21 protein-coding genes are annotated in these 18,719 nt (G+C 44.7%); 11 read left to right on the top strand and 10 right to left on the bottom strand.

The features are described from left to right. Positions 1-122 precede the first annotated feature (122 nt). The gene (locus tag AC1DOV_RS01465; protein WP_076268430.1) at positions 123-584 is read right to left on the bottom strand and encodes a cupin domain-containing protein; all 462 of its coding nucleotides are present in this window, start codon (positions 582-584) and stop codon (positions 123-125) included. Between the two features lie 212 nt (positions 585-796). Here AC1DOV_RS01465 and AC1DOV_RS01460 point away from each other — a divergent pair, with 212 nt between their 5' ends. The 8 genes from AC1DOV_RS01460 (at position 797) to AC1DOV_RS01425 (ending at position 7,640) form a co-directional block, all read left to right on the top strand. Further along, positions 797-1,159, top strand: a complete 363-nt coding sequence (locus AC1DOV_RS01460) for a hypothetical protein (RefSeq protein WP_477548975.1) — start codon at positions 797-799, stop codon at positions 1,157-1,159. A 48-nt stretch (positions 1,160-1,207) separates the two neighbouring features. Beyond that, positions 1,208-1,699: a cation:proton antiporter regulatory subunit gene (locus tag AC1DOV_RS01455; RefSeq protein WP_339206454.1), complete on the top strand. Its 492-nt coding sequence runs from the start codon at positions 1,208-1,210 to the stop codon at positions 1,697-1,699. Between the two features lie 2 nt (positions 1,700-1,701). Continuing rightward, positions 1,702-2,925, top strand: coding sequence for a cation:proton antiporter (locus AC1DOV_RS01450; RefSeq protein WP_477548974.1), 1,224 nt, complete (start codon positions 1,702-1,704; stop codon positions 2,923-2,925). 192 nt (positions 2,926-3,117) lie between these two features. Next, a complete protein-coding gene (locus AC1DOV_RS01445; RefSeq protein WP_076268628.1) occupies positions 3,118-3,792 on the top strand; it encodes a response regulator transcription factor in 675 nt (224 codons plus the stop codon). Continuing rightward, a complete protein-coding gene (locus tag AC1DOV_RS01440) occupies positions 3,789-5,177 on the top strand; it encodes a HAMP domain-containing sensor histidine kinase (RefSeq protein WP_477548973.1) in 1,389 nt (462 codons plus the stop codon). The genes AC1DOV_RS01445 and AC1DOV_RS01440 overlap by 4 nt, the downstream gene beginning before the upstream one ends. 84 nt (positions 5,178-5,261) lie before the next feature. Then, a complete protein-coding gene (locus AC1DOV_RS01435; RefSeq protein ID WP_339206451.1) occupies positions 5,262-6,173 on the top strand; it encodes an ATP-binding cassette domain-containing protein in 912 nt (303 codons plus the stop codon). Further along, the gene (locus AC1DOV_RS01430; RefSeq protein WP_441877813.1) at positions 6,170-6,898 is read left to right on the top strand and encodes an ABC transporter permease; all 729 of its coding nucleotides are present in this window, start codon (positions 6,170-6,172) and stop codon (positions 6,896-6,898) included. Before AC1DOV_RS01435 ends, AC1DOV_RS01430 begins: the two co-directional genes overlap by 4 nt. Position 6,899: 1 nt before the next feature. Next, the gene (locus AC1DOV_RS01425) at positions 6,900-7,640 is read left to right on the top strand and encodes an ABC transporter permease (RefSeq protein ID WP_076268437.1); all 741 of its coding nucleotides are present in this window, start codon (positions 6,900-6,902) and stop codon (positions 7,638-7,640) included. 363 nt (positions 7,641-8,003) lie between these two features. Here the strand turns inward: AC1DOV_RS01425 and trpS are convergent, their stop codons facing one another. Further along, entirely contained in the window at positions 8,004-8,987 is a 984-nt protein-coding gene (gene trpS, locus AC1DOV_RS01420; protein WP_477548972.1) for a tryptophan--tRNA ligase, read from the bottom strand. 162 nt (positions 8,988-9,149) lie between these two features. Between trpS and AC1DOV_RS01415 the strand changes: the two genes are divergently transcribed. After that, a complete protein-coding gene (locus AC1DOV_RS01415) occupies positions 9,150-9,902 on the top strand; it encodes a DUF6843 domain-containing protein (RefSeq protein WP_477548971.1) in 753 nt (250 codons plus the stop codon). Here the strand turns inward: AC1DOV_RS01415 and AC1DOV_RS01410 are convergent. After that, positions 9,880-10,785, bottom strand: coding sequence for a DUF4275 family protein (locus AC1DOV_RS01410; protein ID WP_441877807.1), 906 nt, complete (start codon positions 10,783-10,785; stop codon positions 9,880-9,882). The genes AC1DOV_RS01415 and AC1DOV_RS01410 overlap by 23 nt on opposite strands. A gap of 152 nt (positions 10,786-10,937) precedes the next feature. Here AC1DOV_RS01410 and AC1DOV_RS01405 point away from each other — a divergent pair, with 152 nt between their 5' ends. Next, the gene (locus AC1DOV_RS01405) at positions 10,938-12,047 is read left to right on the top strand and encodes an ATP-binding protein (protein ID WP_441877805.1); all 1,110 of its coding nucleotides are present in this window, start codon (positions 10,938-10,940) and stop codon (positions 12,045-12,047) included. Positions 12,048-12,401: 354 nt separating this feature from the next. Here the strand turns inward: AC1DOV_RS01405 and AC1DOV_RS01400 are convergent, their stop codons facing one another. From AC1DOV_RS01400 to AC1DOV_RS01375, 6 genes are all read right to left on the bottom strand, one after another. Next, positions 12,402-12,812: a VOC family protein gene (locus tag AC1DOV_RS01400; protein ID WP_339206440.1), complete on the bottom strand. Its 411-nt coding sequence runs from the start codon at positions 12,810-12,812 to the stop codon at positions 12,402-12,404. Between the two features lie 34 nt (positions 12,813-12,846). Next, a complete protein-coding gene (locus AC1DOV_RS01395; RefSeq protein ID WP_477548970.1) occupies positions 12,847-13,182 on the bottom strand; it encodes a hypothetical protein in 336 nt (111 codons plus the stop codon). A gap of 117 nt (positions 13,183-13,299) precedes the next feature. Next, on the bottom strand, positions 13,300-13,647 hold the full coding sequence (locus tag AC1DOV_RS01390; protein WP_477548969.1) for a hypothetical protein: 348 nt from the start codon (positions 13,645-13,647) through the stop codon (positions 13,300-13,302). 183 nt (positions 13,648-13,830) lie between these two features. Then, the gene (locus AC1DOV_RS01385) at positions 13,831-14,259 is read right to left on the bottom strand and encodes an HIT family protein (RefSeq protein WP_477510954.1); all 429 of its coding nucleotides are present in this window, start codon (positions 14,257-14,259) and stop codon (positions 13,831-13,833) included. A gap of 125 nt (positions 14,260-14,384) precedes the next feature. Continuing rightward, a complete protein-coding gene (locus AC1DOV_RS01380; RefSeq protein ID WP_477548968.1) occupies positions 14,385-15,488 on the bottom strand; it encodes a threonine aldolase family protein in 1,104 nt (367 codons plus the stop codon). Positions 15,489-15,518: 30 nt separating this feature from the next. Further along, the gene (locus tag AC1DOV_RS01375; protein WP_477548967.1) at positions 15,519-15,956 is read right to left on the bottom strand and encodes an Lrp/AsnC family transcriptional regulator; all 438 of its coding nucleotides are present in this window, start codon (positions 15,954-15,956) and stop codon (positions 15,519-15,521) included. Positions 15,957-16,107: 151 nt separating this feature from the next. Between AC1DOV_RS01375 and AC1DOV_RS01370 the strand changes: the two genes are divergently transcribed. Then, on the top strand, positions 16,108-16,755 hold the full coding sequence (locus tag AC1DOV_RS01370; RefSeq protein WP_477548966.1) for a YitT family protein: 648 nt from the start codon (positions 16,108-16,110) through the stop codon (positions 16,753-16,755). A gap of 216 nt (positions 16,756-16,971) precedes the next feature. Here AC1DOV_RS01370 and AC1DOV_RS01365 read toward each other — a convergent pair whose 3' ends face one another. After that, positions 16,972-18,690, bottom strand: coding sequence for an ABC transporter ATP-binding protein (locus tag AC1DOV_RS01365; protein WP_477549216.1), 1,719 nt, complete (start codon positions 18,688-18,690; stop codon positions 16,972-16,974). Positions 18,691-18,719 lie beyond the last annotated feature (29 nt).

Below are 18,719 nucleotides of genomic sequence, written 5' to 3'. Positions count from 1 at the left end.
CAGCCTCGTTCTTTTGGTCATAACAGGCCACGTACGAATCTTCTTAATTGCAAAATAAGAGCCATCCGGGAAAGAAACTTCACTCCTCGGATGGCTCTTCAACATTTATTTAATGATCGTAATTATCGCTTAATGAGCTGGAAATCATCATAATGAAAACCTGGAGCTACAACGCATGAAACGAGTACAGGCTCGTCCCCTAGCAGGTGGGACATTTGCCATTCGTTAGCCGGAACTAATGCTTGCGGCTGATGACCTGCCAGCACATCAGGCCCAACAATAATTTCTTTTCTAGTTTCCGGCGCATCTTCGGTACCGCCAAGCGTAAGCATTAATGGACTGCCCGAATGCCACATCCACAGCTCGTCTGAATAAACCTTATGCCAATCTGAAAACTCACCTGGATGAAGCATAAAATAAATTGATGATGCTGCGAAGCGTGGTCCTGAATAAGGAGCTCCAAGCACCTCCTGCGGTATTGTGAAACCAGCCTTCCAAATTTCCTTGTACCAGCCACCCTCGATATGCTCCTTCAAACCAAGCGTTTGTACGAGCGGTGACAATTGTTTCACTTCTGCTCCCATCCATTACAACCTTCTTTCTCTCTTTTTCGTTCTATTCGCCTTAAAAAAATCGTTTACTTATTTTATAACGCTTACGGTTTATCGTCAATTCATTAAACAGCTGGGAATAGAGGGCAATATTCAATTTTTCTTTGTTAATATGTAACATCGCCTTTTTAATTTTCAATTTATAAGTTATACTTATATTAACGAAATCTTTTGGAGGTGGACAGATGAACAATGGCATACATGATTTCAGTCGCATTAGCCGCAAGCATTTAATGAACTTGTTCCTTATTGTTCCGCTGCTGCTCGCAGCGCTGTTCGCCTACCAAGCAGGCAATATGTTTGAGTTAACAGCTGGTGCAAGCCGCATTACTGCGGCAGCCAAATATGCGACGTCAACCGTACGCAAACAGAGCACCACTGCCACAACATTTTTACCTGAAAACGCACTCGTTGCCGCCTATATGCATGCTCTCATGCTTATTTATTGGCGTTCCACAACCCTATCCGCACTCGTCACTACTTATCGACAGAGATTGCGCGATCTGCTCATGACTCCGATTAAATTCACTTCCCATTTCGTTGGTTAATCCTCTCATTTTGTTCGTATACTAACAACAAATGAGGAGGCATACACAATGAATATTAGAGAATCCGATCTGCCCGGCATTGGTCGAAAGTACCAAGTTATGACGAGGAGCGGCGATAAGTTTGTCATTATTATTCATGATGACGGACGCCGTGAGATGTATCACTTTGACTATGAGGATCCAGATGATAGCATTTCCATGGTTACCCTAGAGGATGAGGAAGCAAGACAAGTCGCTGCCATCATTGGCGGTATGACTTACAAGCCGAAAGCGCTTGAAACGATTGAAGTCGCACTCGATGATTTAACGATTGAGTGGTACAAGATTGAACCAAACGCCGCATGCATTGGCAGAACAATCGGCCAGGCCGATATTCGCCAAACGACTGGAGCGACCATTATCGCTGCGGTTGAGAAGGAAGCAAAACATATTAATCCCGGCCCCGACTATATATTCAAAGCAGATACTACCCTCATCGTTGCAGGTGAACGCCAGCATCTGAAGCTACTTAAGCTGATGCTGCAAAATGGGAGCCGTTAATTATGGATCACATGGTGCTGGAGATCGGTCTTGCTGTTATACTCATCGCCTTAGTCGGGCTGTTAGCTGCAAAAATTCGATTTTCCGTCATCCCGTTTTATATTTTAATCGGCATGGCCGTAGGTCCACATGCTCCGCACGTAGGCATACTGGACTTTAGGTTTATTCATAGTGCAGAACTAATTGAATTCATGGGGCGGCTAGGTGTGCTGTTCCTCCTGTTCTATTTAGGTCTGGAATTTTCTGTGGGTCGATTAATGAAATCGGGTCGCTCAATAGCGGTAGGCGGAACGATCTATATTCTGATCAACTTTTCACTTGGCTTATTATTTGGCTGGATCAACGACTTCCCTGTAGCGGAAACCATGGTCATCGCCGGCATTACAACGATCTCATCGAGCGCTATCGTCGCGAAGGTGCTCGTCGATTTAAAGAGGACTGCCAACCCGGAGACAGAAATGATTCTCGGCATCATTATGTTCGAGGATATCTTCCTTGCTGTATATATTTCCGTGCTCTCCGGACTCGTGCTCAGTGATTCGTCATCTTTAGGCGGAGTACTCCTGTCTGCTTCCTATGCATTAGGATTCATGCTGCTCTTCTTGATTATCGGCAGGAAGGCTGCACCGCTTCTGAACAAAATTCTCAATATTCGCTCGAACGAGCTTTTTCTGCTGCTCGTATTCGGCTTCTTGTTCCTCGTAGCAGGCTTCTCTGAAACGATTCACGTCGCTGAGGCGATCGGCGCTTTGCTTGTAGGCTTAGTACTAGCTGAGACTGTTCACATGAAGCGAATTGAGCATATGATTTTGCCTTTCCGTGACTTCTTCGGCGCTTTATTTTTCTTCAGCTTCGGACTGACCATCGACCCATTCGCACTTGGCGGAGCCGTATGGCTGTCACTTGGTGCAGTTGCCGTTACATTATTCGGCAACTTCTTGGCAGGCATGTTAGCCGGTAAAAGTGCTGGCTTAACGCCGAAGGCATCGGCTAATATAGGTTTGACCATCGTATCTCGCGGCGAGTTCTCCATCATTATGGCGAACCTCGGCAAAGCAGGCGGCTTGCTTGAGCTCCTGCAGCCATTCGCTGCCTTGTATGTACTCATTCTGGCGATATTGGGACCACTTCTGACTAAGGAGTCAAAGTGGGTATTCAAAGTGTTAAACAAAGTATTTAGGTGGGAAAAAGGAAAGAAAGTACGGGAGCCTGGAAGCAAGGGCTGACCAAGCAATGAATAGAAAGGGATCTAGCCGTTGTCGGCTAGGTCCCTTTCTATATTTTCAAATAAATTCCTATTGCTGATTCACATCAAACGTTGCTTAATGGTATGCATTCCGCCAAGCTCTACCGTATAATCGAAGCAGACCAGTTAAAATAAGGAATCAAAATGAATGAACGAAAGGAAATTTATAAAAATGACGGCATCACTGCTATATATTGAAGATGATATCGAAATCGGAAGCTTTGTCTCACAGCATTTGCAAGAGCAAGGCTATAAGGTTGAATGGTTAAAAAATGGCGAGCATGCACTCGAGGCCGCTGCAGGCTGCCGACTCGTCATCCTAGACGTTATGCTGCCGGGTCTCGATGGTTTTACTATTGGACAACGTCTGAAAAAAGCGGCGCCGGATGTCCCGATTCTCATGCTTTCAGCGCGCACCTCCATCGATGATAAGCTGCAAGGGCTGCAGTTCGCTGACGACTACCTCACCAAGCCTTTTCATCCCGACGAGCTGACCGCACGAATCGAAGTGCTCCTTCGCAGGTCAGGCGCACGCCTTGCTGAACCTTTGGCGATTAAGCATCTGCTTGTCTATGAGCAGCAAAACCGGGTGGAGAACCGCGAGACCGGGGAAGAAATTATGCTGACAGGCAAGCAGTTTCACATTTTCAGCTATCTGCTGCGCCATTTGGGACAACTGCTTACGAAAGAGCAAATCTATGAGGCCGTATGGGGAGAATCCTTTATTGATGGAGATAAAACGTTGATGGTTCATATCCGTTATTTGAGGGAGAAAATCGAGCGAAACCCCGCTGCACCTGAAATTATTGAGACGGTACGCGGCATCGGCTATCGGGTGCGCGCATGAAGAAGCCCAAACCACATGCTGGAGGCATGAAGTTTCGCCAAACCTTGTTGTCTCGCTACCTGCTTATTATTTTGTTTGCTTTTCTATTTATTCCGATCATATTTCCGGTGGCTTCTATTCTTTATATACTCATTCAAGAAAATACACAAACCGCTAATATGGACTATTTAAAGTATGGCAGCGGGAAAGAATTAACTACAATTTGGCATAAGCAGGCCGCCGAGTTAACGGAGAAAGATCCCGCTCAAATCGACAAAAGATTGCACGAGCTAAAACAAACTTACCCCGAGGCTTCCCTCTTCTGGGTTGACTCTGCAGGATCAACAAGGCTGCAGCTTCCTGTACAAGAGCAGCTTCCAAGCAAGTGGACACCTGCCAGCTCCATTCAATTTATGAAAGCAAGCATCGACAGCGATCCCTTTACGGTCGTGTCCTTCCTTGGCGCAGACCATAAGGAGCCTGGGTTTATGGTGATGCAGCTGCAGCGCTCCATCATTCAGATTAATAAGCCAATCGGTTCAGGAACACCCTTTTATTTGGCGTTTCTGTTTATTATGTTCGCCTTTTTCTTCTTGATATCTCTGCTCTTCTTCCGGCATATTCGCAAACGTCTGCTCAGTCTGCAATCAGCGATGACGCTGCATGGCGACAACGGTCTTCCGATGCCAATCCTTATTAACAAAAATGATGAGATTGGGCAGCTGGAGACCGCTTTTAATCAGATGGTTGAACAGCTTAAAGAGAGCAAGGAGCGCGAGCGTGCAGAGGAAGAGCTTCGCAAGCAGCTCATCGCCAGCTTGTCGCATGATCTGAGGACACCATTAACCGTCATGAACAGCCATCTGTATTCCTTGCATAAGGAACCATTAAGCTTGAATGCGCAAGCAGCTGTGAAGCAAATGGAGCAAAAAATAACCAGCTTAGACAGCCTCATTGAAAATTTGCTTTCCTACACGCTCATGACAAGTGGCCGCTATCCGCTTAAGCTGGAGCCACTGGATCTGCTGCGATTAGTTCGTGAGAGCGCCGCGTCTTGGTATCCCCTTTGGGAACAGGAAGGTATTGTCGCTGATGTGGAGCTGCCTGATGGCGCTATGCTCCGTGTTGTCGATAAGGCAGGTTTCCGCCGCGTGCTTGATAATCTATTTCAAAATGTGACGAGGCATGCGAGCGGCGGCAAATACATCGGCATTACTGTTGAGTATTACCTAGGCCAATCTGCGCTCGTTATTCGCGATCATGGCAACGGGCTAGAGGCTGCTCCGACGGGCAAAGGTGCAGGCATTGGGCTAGCCATTGTCGATTATCTTCTGAAAGAAATGAAGCTCGAATGGCATAGGGATACCCAAGCTAGTGGAACGACCATATACATTTATTCAAATTGATTTTAATTTTTTTAAACAAAATTTAAACTTGGGGAGCTCTTCGTTTAACCTTCACCCGTTAATGTAAGTAATGAGGTGATTAACGTGAATGAATGGGTAATCGAAACGAAAGGACTAAGCAAACGTTATAAAGGGCGTTATGCGGTGTCCAATCTGAATTTAAAAATTGCAAAAGGTGATATTTATGGCTTCCTTGGACCGAACGGCGCTGGTAAAACAACGACAATCCGCATGCTGCTCGGATTAATCCAGCCCTCGGGCGGATCGGTTCATATTTTCGGGAAATCTTTGAACAAGGAAAGGTTATCTATATTGCGCCGAGTCGGCTCGCTCGTTGAATACCCTTCGTACTATGGCCATTTAAGCGCCGTCGACAACCTAGAAGCTATTCGCCGCATACTCGGTGCTCCTGTATCCAAAATTGCTGAAGTGCTCGACATCGTTGGACTGGCCAAGGAAGCGAGGCGTCCAGTGAAAGGCTTCTCGCTTGGGATGAAGCAGCGACTAGGTATCGCAAGCGCATTGCTTGGCAGCCCAGAGCTGCTGCTGCTCGACGAGCCGACAAATGGACTAGATCCATCCGGCATATTGGAAATTCGTGAATTAATTAAAGAAATGCCTAAGCAGCACGGCATTACCGTCCTTATATCCAGTCATTTGTTAAGCGAGGTTGAGCTTACAGCAGGAACCGTCGGTATTATTCGTCAGGGGGAGCTCGTCTTCCAAGATACGATTAGCCATTTGCATGAACAGGCACAAGGCACAATATCGCTGGTTGTGTCTGAGCCAGAGCTAGCACTTGCTGCCTTGCAGCGGCAAGGTGTGGGCGCTGTACAAAATGGTTCCGCCATTATGCTGGAGCATACCGATAACCCTGCGCTTGCACGCATTGTCAAAAATCTCGTAGAGCGAGACCACTCTATCTACCGTGTCGAGGAAAAACGCAAATCACTGGAGGATCTCTTCCTGCAAATTGTCGGGGAGGGTAAGCTATGATGCTCAAAGCACTTTCAGCTGATTTTTTGAAAATACGCGGCAAAGGGCTATGGTTTCTTATCTTTATTGGCCCTATCGGATTGATTGCTATGCAAGCTCTTAATTACGGACTTCGTTATGATTATTTAACGAATAGATATGCAGGGAGACTCTGGGAGGTCTTGCTTCAGGACATCCAAATGTTTGTTCCAATCTCGCTATTCCTTGGAGTGACACTTGTCTCTTCCCTGCTAGCAAATATCGAACATAACACAAATGCGTGGAAGCAGCTGCTCGCCCTTCCTATTTCCAAGGGTGCCGTGTTCCGCTCCAAATTCGCATTAAGCTTCCTGTTGCTGCTCTCATCATGTGTTTTGCTGGCGATAGGTACCGCTGCGCTTGGTTTATCGTTACGATTCGGGCTTAAAGAGATGCCAGTAATCGATATTTTGCGGCTTTGCTTCCTGCCGTTTATCGCATCGCTCCCGGCGCTTGCGCTGTTTGTATGGCTATGCATGACCATGAAAAATCAAGCCATTCCTATTACGTTTGGCGTGTTGATCGCAATCAGCTCCATATTCACAGGCCTGATTTCAAAGGATTGGTCAAAGCTGCTGCCGTTAAACTGGCCGATGCTAGGTTATATGGATCCGCAGCGAGAGCTATTCGTAGGTGGAGGCTTTCTGCTCGGGTGCATCCTTCTACTTGTTGGCGCCTTTCATTTCATCAAAAAGGATGTGAATTGAAATGATGGGTTTCCTACGTTTAGTCGCTGCGGAACGGATTAAGTTATTCAAAACGTTTATTTGGATACTCATCCCGCTCAGCTCGCTGCTGTCACTTGCTCTCGGCATGTTAATATCGTTTGATTCGCCGGATGCGTCCGCTCAATATGCCTTACTCATTGCTTCGATGGCTTCGTTCCATGCTATGCTGTTCTTACCAATATTAACGGGCATTCTGTCCGCTTTCGTATGCAGATACGAGCATGTAGGAGGAGGCTGGAAGCAGCTGCTTACGCTGCCTGTGTCTAGAATCGGACTCTACTTCGCCAAATTCAGTGTAGTTGCTGTTCTCCTTGCCATAACGCAGCTTTTGTTTCTAGGAGCAGTTATTATTGCAGCGACCTATCAAGGCATCGACGGCCCGCTTCCATGGGCAATGCTTCTGAAAGGAGTTGGCAGCGGCTGGCTTGCCTGCCTCCCGCTTGCCGCGCTTCAACTGCTCGTATCTGTAAGCTGGAGCAGCTTTGCCGCTCCACTCGTCATTAATGTGATGCTTACGCTGCCTAATATGCTTATCGTTAATTCTGAACGCTTCGCGCCCTTCTACCCATGGGCACAACCAATGCTCGCGATGCTAAGCTTCGAAGGCGACAATTTCGGCGCTTTTGCGCTCCCTTTAGAAAACTTGCTCATTACGATAACGAGCAGCTTTGTTTTGTTTTTTGCAATTGGCCTACTTTATTTCACTCGCAAAGAAGTGTAAGCCGCTCAGATACAAATGAAAAAACGGTCAATTCCACTGCAGAGGCGGGATTGACCGTTTTTTTTACTGTATTGGTGACTCACTCATCCCAATCCACTCATTCTTGACGGCGTCCTGCCTTATAGGCTTTCAGAAAAACCAACTAACCGGAATTTCTCCCGCTATCATTCGCTCTTTTCTGATAAAAACCAATTTAACGGGAAATCTTCCCGCTAATCTAGGCAGTATTTTAGGAAACAGCCCATTTCCATTGATTTAACGGTACAAATTCCTTCTAATTCAGAATATACGGGCATAATCGCAAAATTAACTGGAGATTTTCCTGTTGATTTTGATCTCTACCCGCAATCAAAATCTGCTCGGTTAAAAGGTTACGAATCCCATGGCGCGTTTCGCTTGAACAAGCGTTATTTGAGCCGTTTCCGAGGCTCTCATCGCTCCTTCTTTAAGGATACGGATCAGCTCATCTGAATCGATAATATCTCTATATCTCTCTTGTATAGGTACTAGCTTCTCGACGACAACCTCGGCTAAATCCTTCTTAAACCCGCCATATCCTTGGCCCTCGTAACGCCTTTCAATCGTCTCGGTGGACTCTCCTGAGAACACCGCATAGATCTCGATCAAATTGCTGACCGCAGGTTTATTGTCCCAATCATATCGCACAGACATTTCTGAATCGGTAACAGCTCTTGCGAGCTTTTTACGAATATCAGCTGGCGAGTCAAGTAGCAGCACGTAGCTATTTTTATTGGGGTTGCTCTTGCTCATTTTTTTAGTTGGATCATCAAGCCCCATAATACGGGAGCCAATAGTGGGGATGATTGGTTCAGGAATTACAAATGTTTTTTCAAAACGACTATTAAATCGCGCAGCCAAATCTCTAGTCAACTCTAAATGCTGCTTCTGATCCTCCCCGACAGGAACATGGGTCGCTTGATAAAGGAGAATGTCCGCTGCCATCAAGGCAGGGTACGTAAACAAAGCAGAGCTGACAGAATCTTTCCCATCTGATTTCTCTTTGAACTGCGTCATTCTGCTCAGCTCTCCAAAGTGAACCTGAGTCTCCATTATCCATCCCAGCTCGACATGAGCAGGCACATGCGATTGTATAAAAATCGTCGCTTTTTCAGGATCAATTCCAGCTGCAATATAAAATGCCGCAATGTCCTTTGAACGCTGAAACAATTCTTTCGGGTCCTGAGGAACAGTCACCGCATGAAGATCCGGCACAAAGAAAAAGCACTCAAAGTCATGCTGCATTTTCACAAATTGATGCAAGGCACCTCCATAACCGCCTATATTAAGCTCCCCACTTGGTTTTATTCCTGAAAGGATACGTTTCATGTTACTTCCTCCTTATTTGCGGCTAATCATTATTGGAGATGTTCTTGCTCCAAGCGCTTCGTGAGGTCGGTACTACAAAAGATAGAACTATTGCGATATTCAGTATAACGTTATGCTTTAGGGGTACAAAGCTCCCATACACACAGAAGAGGTGTTGTCCCAATGAAACAAAAGCTATTTTACGTTTTAGTTGCTATAGCCAGCTATTTTGCAGGCGTACTCGCTTATTTAGGTTATTGGGCGCTCGTGTATGATCAGAGCCTCGGAAGTGATTCGAGCAAGCTAATCGGCTGGACGCTTCCTTCATATCTATTCCTTATTCTCCCGTTTTACACCCTGATGTTCCGATGGAGGAAGTCGGCTATTTTTCTGCGTACTGCCCTGCTAATTGTTCTAAGTATCATTGCCGCAGCTTCCGTAACCGTTATGATGGGCTTAGGAATATGGGGAATACAGGATCTCTTTTCTCCTGAGTTCGGACTGTTTATTTTACTATTTGCCAGCTCTGCAATTGTATTCTCTGTAGGTTCTCTTGTTGCTATAAAAGAGAAGGGCTATCTCATTTTCTTGCTTGCTTCACTTGTAATCATATACCTGCCGATCAATATGCTGGTCTCAGAGGTTGAGAAAAGCAGACCAGTTATCCATCACATTCCGCAAAGCTTTCACGGCACTGTTGTCATTCATTTTGGCGATTCAAACTCTCCGCCTATCTCTAAGAAAAAAGGATATGAAGTCATTAATATTCCGGAAAAGGGTATCTATAAAACCTCTAGTCCTCGGCCTGTGCGAGGCATTAGGCATGTATTAGTAGATGAACTGGGCAATGAAGTAAAGGAAATTTCGATCTCTGGCGAAACCATGAAATACGGCTCCGATCCTGGAGTAACGATTAGCGAGTATACTGTGCCTTAACAAAATATGGCCCTAATTCAGACTCATGGGTTACCACATAGGTCCACTTAAAATGCTCATCTACAATATAGATGTCCTGCTCGCCTTCCACATCCTCAGGCATTAAACGCGCTGCATCTTCTATCAGCAACACTAAATCATGCTGCTGATAGAAGACATAACATGCCTTTTTAGGCTCATTACGGAATGCTTCTACCGCTTGTTCATCGCTTAAGCATGATTTTTTTGCATAGCTGAAAACATGCCATAAATATTGTTCCATATAAATGTTCGTCTTTTCTTGGGCATCCAAACCCTCTGCAAAAATGTCTTCCCACTCGCGCTTCATGTCACGACCCTCAAGCTCTGCCTGAGCCACTCTCATATGTTTAGCTTCAAGTTTGGGTATCAGCTTAAGATGCTCGATCCTCGCCTGCCATTCGCCAAACAGAAACTGTTTGATCACCTCTCTTAATTCGTCGCTGGCATGCTCCAACATTTCGCGTAGTGTGCTCGCTTGGCTGCTGATTATAATCGGATCGATAGTGCCCTTGCTTTCGAAGAAACCGCCAGGATATTGTCTAACATTCGGTGCATGAACCCAGCCAAAATATTTAAATAAATACTCGAATGTATTTTGTTCAATACTCTCATCAATAATTTTCTCAATATGTGCTCGACTTACTTGATCGACAATAATCAAATTCTCTTCTGACCAGACGAACGTATTGTCCCCTCTGCTCAGCCGATCGTTACGGATGGATTCGATACATTTTACCGTATAAAAATTAGCTACCCACCGGGAGTAATCTGGAAATGTGACATAAACACAGACGCGAGCATCTGTTTCGTCCTCAATGGAGCATTCCCAATCTATCCTCACATGCCTCTTTTTCGAAAACAATGCTTTACCCCCTTAAATGTTAGGCCTGCTATTAAAATATTTGTTCATCGTACCATAAAGTTTTTGGTCATTGTTTACAATTCACTGAACTTATGATAAATTTATTGTATAACGTAATTACGTAAAACAATAATATTAAGAGGTGATGCCGTTTGACCGCTTCTAGAGACTACGGAACTGAGCTTGATTTACTTACCAAAGAGATGAACGAGCTCAAACAAATGTTAAGTCAGGTCATTAATACTCGTCCTTCTCCAAAACAAGCATTAACTATGAATTTAAATGAGAACTCATTAAACGATGAAGTCCCGCATGATTTAGGCAGCCTCTTTTATTCCGGGCAATATCGCGGGCACAATGGCTTCAGGTGGGACCCTAGGCAGCAAGAAGTCCATCACTTACTTGGTCTTGACACCGATAAAGCAGCAAAAATTTTGGCAGCACTCGGAAATAAGCAGCGGCTCGACATCCTGCTTGCTGTATTGCTGGAGCCTCTCTCCGGCTCAGATATCGTAGAACGACTAAACCTGGGAACTACGGGGCAGCTTTACCACCATACCAAAGCCTTACTCGGGGCTGACCTTTTGGTTCAAGAGGAACGTGGAGGCAAGTATTCTCTGCCTGCTCATCGAACGCTTCCGCTGCTGCTTTTGTTGACCGCTATTACTGATCTGCTCGATACGAGCCATTATATGGAGCTTACAGAGGCTAGAAATAACGTTGAAGAGTATTTAGGCGAAAATAAAGAGGGTTACGATCCGAATCATCTTTTATGGTCCGTCATTGATAATTCGGTGTTGGAGCACCAAGCAGGCTATAGTACGGAGCTATATATCGTGCTTCACAGCGATACAAGTATTACCGTCTCTGATAATGGTCGAGGCATTCCGATTCAAGCCTTCCCTCAGTCGAAGACAACTCCAGTACAAACTGTGCTTACGGAGCTTGGGCATTACAATAAAAGCGCATCCGTTGTAGCTTCCGAAGGGTTAAAAGGCATAAACATGCCTGTAGTTAACGCTTTGTCTGAACAGCTTTCTGTAGAGGTTCGCCGTGAAGGAAAAGTATTTCGTCAAGACTTTAAACATGGCATACCGCAAAGTGAACTGCTTGTCTTAGGCATGACGAAGGAAACAGGCACAAGCATTACCTTTAAGCCGAATCCGGACATTTTTAAATATCCATTTGATAAAGCTGCACTACTAGATCGTTTAGCAGATCTGCAAGGTCGTTTCCCTGACCTAAAGGTTGAGATGCTATAGCTGCTTCAAACTTGAAGCTGCGCTAGCGAGATGCAGAAGACGGTGGAATATGTCCACTATCTTCTGCATCAGCACTATTCATGAGTTGGAATGTAAACATCAACATCTTCGGGGAATTTGGGATTTGCGAAGTGGTAAATCTCCAAAGCGAGCGCTTTAGGGCTGTTCATTATGCCTTGTTTGTTTAAATAGCTGTGAATCTAAAGTAAACATGACTTCAGAATTAAAATGTGCACATATGTAACGCACAGGGTACAGAATATGTTGAATTTCAACTCTACGTTCTTGGAATCTCTCTCTTGCCTGCTTCAGCCTTTCCCAATTTGCATGAAACGGATGGGGAATAGGGAGCAATCAGCTTTTCTCAAGACTTAATTGCCATGAAACGCCGAACTTATCTGAAACCCAGCCAAACTTCTCACTAAACGGATAAGCGGCAAGCGGCATGAGTATGCTGCCCTCAAGTGATAGGCTTTCAAAAACCTGATCTATTTCCTCTTCCGTATCGCAGGTAACGAACAAAGATATTGAAGGTGTGAACGTAAAGCCATGGTTGACGCCGCTATCGATACACATAAACTGTTGTCCTTTTAGAGAAAATGTAGCTTTCATCACGGTTCCTTCAGGGCCTGTCTCATTCGCTCCGTATCGCTGGATGCTTATGATTTCGGATTGATCGAATAATGAAGTGTAGAAGTTCATAGCCTCCTCCGCTCTGCCTTCAAACATAAAAAATGTTTTAATTTTTTGATTTGCTTTCTCCATTGTTTCGTCTCGTCCTTTCATGTCTTTTTTTGCTTTATAATGCCCCATTATATGCGGTTTCTTTCCTTATTAGGGAAATGACATATAAAATGAGAACCGCTGCATAGAGATTCCAAATACTCGGTATAGATGCTACAGATAAATAAATGCCATACGGCAGCGACCAGATGAGTACCACTAGCATTAACATTCGGTTTCTCAAAATTGCAGCTAAAATTCCTATACAAGCTGGAAGGATCAACATCATAAACACGATAAGAATCGTTTTATCACTCACCAGTATATCCGTGTAAGGGTTCCAAAACAATAAAAGGCAGCTCAACATGATACATCCCACAGAAGCCGCTCCTGCACAAAAGGAATATTTCATATGAATACATACCTCCTCTGTACTATTTTATAAATTGGAACCCCTATTGCTATCCAACGTTTAGCCTCATCAAAAACTAACCTCGTTAATCATTCTTTATGTTGTACGTAGTATAGCTCATTGAACCTTTATCGTCGAAATCGTTATTTTATGCGAAATCCCGAGGTGGTTATATTTGATCGTGACCGATTCAATCGTTTGCTTATCCCCTATTGTTAGGGCATAGGTATGATCCGCATCTGTGACTTTGCCTTTATTCTCTTTGGCCGTCTGTGCCTGCGGGGATGTTCCTGTTGGAATGGTCACTTCATTCAGATCCTTAAATGAGTAATCCTTTTCTTCCGTCTCATCGAAGCGGTCGGTTACAATAAAACCTTTAGCAGGACTGCTAACTTGTATTTTGACTCGCTCAGGCACGTCGCCATTATTTATTAATACTTCATTAATATCGATAGATCCAACCAAACTTTTATTCCCGACTATCACTAAAACAATTTGTCTATCGTTTGTTGAAGAGAACGCCTGTGCTGTTAAAGGCGGCTTCGCTTTCGAGTAGACATAAGAACCACCAAATACAAGGAAACAGCAAACAATTAGTAAAATGATTTTTTTCAGAATGGATCACTCCTTCTTTAGCCTCATTTCACATTATGTGCTAACATCATGGATTGCCACTAGCAGCTTCTCTCGTGTTTCGCTTAAACGCTCCTTTGCATGTGTAAAATCAACAGGCTCCACCCAAGCAAACCCATCCGAATCATACCGAGGGAACACATGCATATGATAATGCGTCAAATCGTTGAATTTTCCGCCATTTTGAATAATCGTTATACCGTCTGGCTGAAAATGTACCTTTAGCACCCTTGCCAGCATCGCAGATGTTTTCATAATTTCATTAGCGGTTAACTCGTCTAAATCATCGACATCATGAAAATGCTTCTTAGGGAGTATGAGCAGATGACCCTCATTAAGCGGTGCTATATCTAGAAGACAAGTCACCCATTCATTTTCGTATACGGTTTGAGTCTCTAATTCATGATTGGCCAGCTGACAACCTAAACACGGCTTCTTTTCCATCCTCATTTCCCCCTCTGCACTTATGCCTAATGAAACAAACGAGAATTTTATCAGAAATTATCTCATTTTCCACTATTTATAACTTAGCATGATATGCAGACATAATCGAGTTAAAAGTTTTTATGCTATTCCCTCTCCCCTTTCTGTTGCAGCTTATTGTCCAGCAATCGAAAAGCTTCAAGAAGCGTTTCTTTAGGAGCCGCATCATACCGATCGCCAATATTAACCTCAAAATAGCAGCCTTCCTCGCCTTTATCACGGACAGATTGCGTCAAGCCGATGCCTGTTTTCGCTGCGATATCGATTAGGATTGAATCAAGCTGCTCCTTCTTTGCTGTGGTATGAACATGAAACATATTGGAAACAGGTACCTCCGGGATGGTCTTCATGCCCTCGCACCCGTTATATAATGCAGCAAGCTCCTGCGCTTCCCTGTAGTACTTCTTCATATGTGGAAGGCGCCGCTCCATGTAATAGTCTGCAGCAATAATATAGGGATATAAGCTGATGAGATCACCGCCGTGGCGTCTTTTCCAAATCTTCGATTCCTCTGTAAAGCTGCGATCTCCGGCTAATATCGCTCCTGCAATACCGCCAATTCCTTTATAGAACGAAATATATACACTGTCGAAGAGCGCGCAAACCTCTTGAGCAGACTTTTCATAATACGGAAGAATCTCGAACAGCCTCGCACCATCCAGATGAAGCTTAATTCCTCTCTCCCGACAAAATGCCGACATAGCCTTGAGCTCTGCAAATTCCGGCAACTGTCCGCCAATTTCGCGCTGCGGCAGCTCCAGCAGCAAACAAGCGATGTTTTCCTCTAGACCAAGCAAATCATGAAGAAGGACAGGCCTTTCTACATCCGCCAACAGTACAGCTTCAAGATGATGCAGCTCTTTCATGCCGTCTTTCTCGTGAATCTCCAGATGGCTTAAAGGATGATAACCGACCTTCTTATTTCCTTTCTCGTCACACCATATACGAAGCGCAATTTGCTGAGCCATTGTACCGCTGGGGAAAAATACAGCCGATTCTTTGCCTAACAGTTTAGCCATCTTTTCCTCAAAATTCTCAATTATCGCTCCATTGCCGTACATATCGCTATCCTGCTCTGCGTCCCACTGCTCTAGCGCTTCTTTGAGAACCTGTACATTCCGCTTTCCATGACCGATTAACGGATAGCTGGCTTGATTATATGCTTCAATTAGTGTCTTCGTTTGTTCCATCTTATACGTCCCCTTTACTCTGTTAATTGTTTATTCCTTAGGCAGTATAGTTTTGTTCATTACAGGCGAAGAGAGAATGACCGACGTGTTGACATTGCCGAAAGGCATAAGCCTCTCTACAAGCTCGCTTAGACCATCCATCCCCGTTATCGCTGCTTTCAGAACATAGCTGACCGTTCCTGTTACCCGGTGGCATTCTATAATTTCATCATCATTCATGATGCGCTTCTCAAACTCCATCGGAAATACTTTCAATTCGCTCATTTGAATGATGACCTGTATGTTTCTGCCGATAGCAGCAGGCGATACTCGTGCGCCGAATCCAGTAATGATGCCTTTCTCCTGCAAGCGCAGCAGACGCTCAGATATGCTGGGGCGGCTGAGAGACAATCGTTTGGACAGCTCACTCACCGTTATTCGGCCATCCTCCTGCAGTAATTGGAGAAGCATACGATCCAATTGATCCATGATCACAACCTCCTTCATTTTGCAGGAAAAGCAATAAAAATTCGTTCAATGTTATATAAATTCACATCAATTTCATTCTGTTTATCATATATACAATTGATGCTGTTTTGTATTCTTATAGTAACAAACTTAAGCAGGCGGTGCATGTGAGATGTTACGCATATTGGATTACAAAATGAAGGAAAATATCAGCAAATGGCTTCTTATTGCAATAGGCTGCTTCGTTACTGTGGGCGGATTAGTCATTTTAAAGCATTCACATATCGTAACTGGAGGAACAGCAGGACTCTCTTTAAGCTTATCACCCCAGCTGCAAGTCTCATTCCACTATTTGTTTTTATTGCTCAATCTTCCATTTCTAATTTTCTCTTACTTTTACATGGGCAAATCCTTTACCTTCAAAACTATTGGTGCTATCGCGCTGCTCTCCTCATTAAGTGCAATAAACGATATCTTGCCTGCCTTTACGATTCCGCCACTAATCGGAGCGATCGTCGGAGGATTATTCATCGGAGCAGGCATTACCGCCTTATTCCGCAACGGTGCTTCGCTCGGCGGCGCGACAATACTAGCCATCTATTTGCACAAAAAGCATGGCGTCAACGCTGGCATTACCAACTTCGCATTCGATTTTCTAGTTGTCCTCACTAGTCTATCCGTATTTTCGCTTAAAAGTGGATTGTACTCTGCCTTGTCGATTGCCGTTACATCGGCCTTCTTGTCGTTTTATAAGAGAAGGAAAACAGGCGCAAAGAAAGACAAACAAGAAGTATTGTCAGGCGCTGCTAATACCGTTTAAACAAGATCAAGCCTTTAGTGTTCCTTTAGCATGGAGTGGAGTACGTTGTAATGGCGGATGTGTGGGATTAATTTGTAGGATTAATATTTGAGCTTGATGCGTAGCAGTTCCTGTTTGTTTCATTCTATCTGTTAGTGATAAACAGCCTCGGCTGCTTTGTTAATAAAAAAAAAGCTGCCGATTCATCGATATCGGCAGCCTTCATTCAAATTCAAATTATCTATTGCCAAACTGTGCTTTATGCAAGCGGCTGTAAATGCCACCCGCCGATACAAGCTCTTCATGACGGCCTTGCTCGGTAATTCCTTGCTCCGTTACAACAACAATGCGATCCGCATTTTTGATCGTAGCGAGGCGATGTGCAATAACGAGCGTTGTGCGGCCTACGGACAGCTCTGCCAGCGACTGCTGGATTGCTGCTTCCGTTTCAGTATCGAGCGCCGAAGTTGCCTCGTCGAGAATAAGGATCGGCGGGTTTTTGAGGAACATCCGCGCAATCGCAAGCCGCTGTTTCTGTCCGCCAGACAGCTTAACGCCGCGTTCGCCTACTACCGTTTCCAGTCCGTCCGGCTGCGCGTGGATGAATTCCTCCAGCTTCGCTCTGCGTGCGGCTTCCCAAATATCTGTATCCGATGCGCCAAGCTTACCGTAACTGATGTTTTCTCTAATCGTACCTGCGAACAGGAACACATCCTGCTGTACGATACCGATCTGCTTCCGGAGAGAATCCAGCTTCAAATCGCGAGTATCATAGCCATCGACGGAGATGCTTCCGCCTTCAATTTCATAGAAACGCGGCAGCAAGCTGCAAAGCGTCGTTTTGCCGGCGCCGGAAGGTCCAACAAAAGCAATTGTCTCACCTGCACGAATAGTAAGATCGATATTTTGAAGCACCTTCGCTTCGCCTTCATAACCAAACGTAACATTCCGATATTCAATATTCCCGCTTAAGCGGTTAACCTCTTTCGCATTGGGTTTATCCGCAACATCAGGTGCTGTCTCCAGCAGCTGAACATAACGTTTAAAGCCGGCAATGCCTTTTGGGTAGCTTTCGATAACTGCATTGATTTTTTCAATCGGTTTAAAGAAGATGTTCGTAAGCAAAACAAAGCTAATAAATTCGCCGTACTTCAGATCACCTTTAATAACGAACCAAGTGCCTGCAATCAATACGAATACAGATACAAGTCTCATCAGCATGTAGGTAATCGAAGAGTTCAAACCAATGATTTTGTAGGAAATGAGCTTCGCTTCACGGAAACGCAGGTTGTTCACCTTGAATAGCTTTTTCTCATGGCTTTCGTTCGAGAAAGCTTGAACAACACGAATCCCGCCAACCGTATCCTCAACCCGAGCATTAAAATCGGCCATATCCGAGAACAACCGATTCGCAGCTTTCGTCATTTTACCGTTGAACATCAGAACGAGCCAGATAATGATCGGCACAATAACAAAAGTAAGAATGGCTAATTCCAAATTAATATACGCCATAATGCCGAACGCTCCGACGAGCGTCATCGCAGCTATAAACATATCCTCTGGGCCATGATGGGCAACCTCGCCAATCTCGAATAAATCATTCGTTAGACGCGAGATTAGATGACCGGTCTTCGTGTTATCGAAGAAACGGAAGGACAGCTTCTGTACGTGGTCGAACAGCTTCTTCCGCATGTCCGTCTCAATATTAATACCAAGCATATGGCCCCAATAGGTGACCACATACTGCAACAGTGTATTAATAATATAAATCAGAAGCAAGATAGCACAGGCAGTAACAATAAGGCCCCAGTTCTCGTCAGGCAACAGCGTATCTATTACATAGCTGACTGCCAAGGGGAAGCACAGCTCAAGAATCGCCAGCACTACTGCACAACAGAAATCAAGCAGAAAAAGCTTCTTGTAAGGCTTGTAATAAGCAAAAAAGCGTAAAAGCATCATAAACTCCTTCTTCTCACATGGTGATA

Source organism: Paenibacillus sp. 01T47 (assembly GCF_056398245.1).
This window is presented reverse-complemented; position numbering and strand designations above follow the sequence as displayed.

Coding starts and splice junctions, on each gene's coding strand:
- AC1DOV_RS01375 (WP_477548967.1), bottom strand. CDS start 15,956: ATGGATCAATTGGATCGTATGCTTCTCCAATTACTGCAGGAGGATGGC.
- AC1DOV_RS01450 (WP_477548974.1), top strand. CDS start 1,702: ATGGATCACATGGTGCTGGAGATCGGTCTTGCTGTTATACTCATCGCC.
- AC1DOV_RS01380 (WP_477548968.1), bottom strand. CDS start 15,488: ATGGAACAAACGAAGACACTAATTGAAGCATATAATCAAGCCAGCTAT.
- AC1DOV_RS01370 (WP_477548966.1), top strand. CDS start 16,108: ATGTTACGCATATTGGATTACAAAATGAAGGAAAATATCAGCAAATGG.
- AC1DOV_RS01365 (WP_477549216.1), bottom strand. CDS start 18,690: ATGCTTTTACGCTTTTTTGCTTATTACAAGCCTTACAAGAAGCTTTTT.
- AC1DOV_RS01440 (WP_477548973.1), top strand. CDS start 3,789: ATGAAGAAGCCCAAACCACATGCTGGAGGCATGAAGTTTCGCCAAACC.
- AC1DOV_RS01460 (WP_477548975.1), top strand. CDS start 797: ATGAACAATGGCATACATGATTTCAGTCGCATTAGCCGCAAGCATTTA.
- AC1DOV_RS01465 (WP_076268430.1), bottom strand. CDS start 584: ATGGGAGCAGAAGTGAAACAATTGTCACCGCTCGTACAAACGCTTGGT.
- AC1DOV_RS01430 (WP_441877813.1), top strand. CDS start 6,170: ATGATGCTCAAAGCACTTTCAGCTGATTTTTTGAAAATACGCGGCAAA.
- AC1DOV_RS01385 (WP_477510954.1), bottom strand. CDS start 14,259: ATGGAAAAGAAGCCGTGTTTAGGTTGTCAGCTGGCCAATCATGAATTA.
- AC1DOV_RS01415 (WP_477548971.1), top strand. CDS start 9,150: ATGAAACAAAAGCTATTTTACGTTTTAGTTGCTATAGCCAGCTATTTT.
- trpS (WP_477548972.1), bottom strand. CDS start 8,987: ATGAAACGTATCCTTTCAGGAATAAAACCAAGTGGGGAGCTTAATATA.
- AC1DOV_RS01400 (WP_339206440.1), bottom strand. CDS start 12,812: ATGGAGAAAGCAAATCAAAAAATTAAAACATTTTTTATGTTTGAAGGC.
- AC1DOV_RS01445 (WP_076268628.1), top strand. CDS start 3,118: ATGACGGCATCACTGCTATATATTGAAGATGATATCGAAATCGGAAGC.
- AC1DOV_RS01395 (WP_477548970.1), bottom strand. CDS start 13,182: ATGAAATATTCCTTTTGTGCAGGAGCGGCTTCTGTGGGATGTATCATG.
- AC1DOV_RS01455 (WP_339206454.1), top strand. CDS start 1,208: ATGAATATTAGAGAATCCGATCTGCCCGGCATTGGTCGAAAGTACCAA.
- AC1DOV_RS01425 (WP_076268437.1), top strand. CDS start 6,900: ATGATGGGTTTCCTACGTTTAGTCGCTGCGGAACGGATTAAGTTATTC.